We start from the raw sequence: 2,140 nt of genomic DNA, 5'->3' as shown, positions 1-2,140 counted from the left end.
CTTTTTTGAATTGTTCCAGTTCTTTTTTCAGGTTTTGCGTATCGTCCTGTTGCTTTGTCTGGCTGTTTACTATCCGTTGCATATCCTGTATCATGTGCTGGTAATCGGCAGGCCGTTTTTCCAGAAATTCAGCCAGCGAGGTTGTAAGCTTGTGGCTGTAGGTCCATACCAGTTCTTCTTTGTCTGCACCTTGCATCTGGTTGATAAGTACATGAAAGCGTGCGTGAGGGTTGTCTTTTCTTTTAGTTGACATAAGATCTATTGTTTAATATGTTGATGTGCCAATATGCCAATAATATGCTATTAACACTGTTTACTGTTTACTGCTAACTGTTTACTGATTTCAGACGCTCACGCTTGATAATCCGTTTCAGCCTGCGTTTGTCTTTTACAATAAGTACAGATTTGCCTTCCATCTCACCATCAGTGATGGTATGCTTTACAGGTTCAGCAGCTTTGAATATTTCTTCCTGAAGGGCTTTATCTGCAATACCGTTTACCTCGCATATTTTGCGGCAATCAGCCAGTGTGGTGCCAAATGTGTGAATATATTTGCGTCCGAAACGGCTATCCAGTTCATCATAGCCTTTCTTTTTGAGTCTTACCCCTCTTTTTATTTCTTGCTCAAGATTCTCGGTCCCAAATATCACCAGTCCCAGCATATCTTCACACTCGTTGAATAAATGAATGAGAGAACACAGGGCTGATGAACGGAGGCTGTTAGCCTGGTCGATCATATAAAGCGGTTTCAAATGTGCCATCCGTTTGGTTGCCCCTGCAATACACTCTATCAGGTCGTTTACCGAAGCATACCCCTTTGGCAGTTCGGCGCCTATTTCTATTGCCAGATTGAGCAAGAACGCCCTGCCAGCCCATTCTTTGCAGTTCACCTTAAACACTCCTTGTCTTTTGTGCCAATACAGGTATGTGTCGCAAGTAGCTGTCTTGCCACATCCGGCATTGTCTGACACCCCAATGAACATACTTTCGTGTTTGGCATCGTTCAGCACTTCCTGAATGATGCGAAAGTCGGTGATGTCGGTTGTTATCTTCCAGGTTCCATCGTCGAACACATAACCTAAAGCAAGCCCTATTTTCAAATAAATATCATCACCTTCAGCCAAATATGTTCCACTGCGAAGCTGCGAGATGGTGGCCTCCGATATACCGCACTTTTTGGCGACTGCGCGGTACGAGCCTAACCGTGATTTTTCATCTTCGATGAGTTGCAGGATGTCGTTTTTTTGTACATTTGTCATATTGATTGGATTTTTTTAAAAGCCCTTTAAAGTCGGTTTAAAGCTGATTTAGGGGGCTTTCTGGTTTATTTTTAATAGTTACGAGTTACATCGCCCTTCAGGCAGTTACGAGTTAATGTGCCAATTAGCAAATATGCCGATGTGCCAATTAATTAACAAATTCGAAAATTAGCATATTAGCAAATGATTGTCGCTCAATACTGCTTCCTGATATCTACTTTTATTTCTTCATCATCGCACTGCCATTCATTCAGCAGGTAAGCACTTTCGGCAGCTTCATGGTTATGCTTTGGCATCATACCGCCCTGCATCACCAACACTTCGCTGTAGTCATCTTCCTGTACAGTGACTTCAATATCTTTGATTTCAGAACGTTTTTTTGCACGATGTGCCTTCACCTTTTCATTGATGGCTGTTAGCTTACCAACAGCACGCATGTCCTTATCAGGGCCAAACCGTTGCGCCGGGGTTATTTCGCTGAATGAACCTATGTAATCATCGCCATCGTACAGGTGTACAGTGCTCAAATCTTCATAGTCAAAGCAGTTGGTAAGCTTCACGCCTGTGTATTTTTCAATCACTTCCACATCATCAATACCGTAATAATGGTGTACATTATCAATCTGTGTATGTATCATGTGGTTGGATATGGATACCTGTTTGTTCAGGCCGAATAAGAAACACCAGTCGTAATCGGTGATCGCATAAGTATTTGGTTTGTCACTACCGGCATGTAAGCTGGCCGGCGACTGGTCTATCTTCGCAAACTTTGTTGAGTATTCCGAAAGCGGTGTATTCAGGTATCTGCAGACAATATTGTCGGTTTCCCGGCAGGCATCATCGTAATTGAATTTGTTGTCTGTAGCCCATTTGCGCATGCT

3 protein-coding genes are annotated in these 2,140 nt (G+C 42.9%); all 3 read right to left on the bottom strand.

Translation table 11 applies throughout. The annotated features are described in order from the left end of the window. A partial coding sequence (locus D0T84_RS22225; protein WP_163310099.1) for a hypothetical protein occupies positions 1–253 on the bottom strand: 253 nt, incomplete at its 3' end. A 73-nt stretch (positions 254–326) separates the two neighbouring features. After that, on the bottom strand, positions 327–1,259 hold the full coding sequence (locus tag D0T84_RS22220) for an ATP-binding protein (RefSeq protein ID WP_163310098.1): 933 nt from the start codon (positions 1,257–1,259) through the stop codon (positions 327–329). Between the two features lie 194 nt (positions 1,260–1,453). Further along, the coding region (locus tag D0T84_RS22215) for a hypothetical protein (protein WP_163310097.1) at positions 1,454–2,140 on the bottom strand (687 nt) is incomplete at its 5' end.

The sequence above is a fragment of the Dysgonomonas sp. 521 genome, from assembly GCF_010501055.1.
In the GTDB taxonomy this organism is placed as follows: Bacteria; Bacteroidota; Bacteroidia; order Bacteroidales; family Dysgonomonadaceae; genus Dysgonomonas.
Note: the sequence above shows the minus strand (reverse complement) of the source record. Positions and strands in the feature narration are given on the sequence as shown.

Excerpts from the sequence above, each read along its gene's own strand:
- D0T84_RS22220 (WP_163310098.1), bottom strand. The coding sequence starts at position 1,259 with ATGACAAATGTACAAAAAAACGACATCCTGCAACTCATCGAAGATGAA.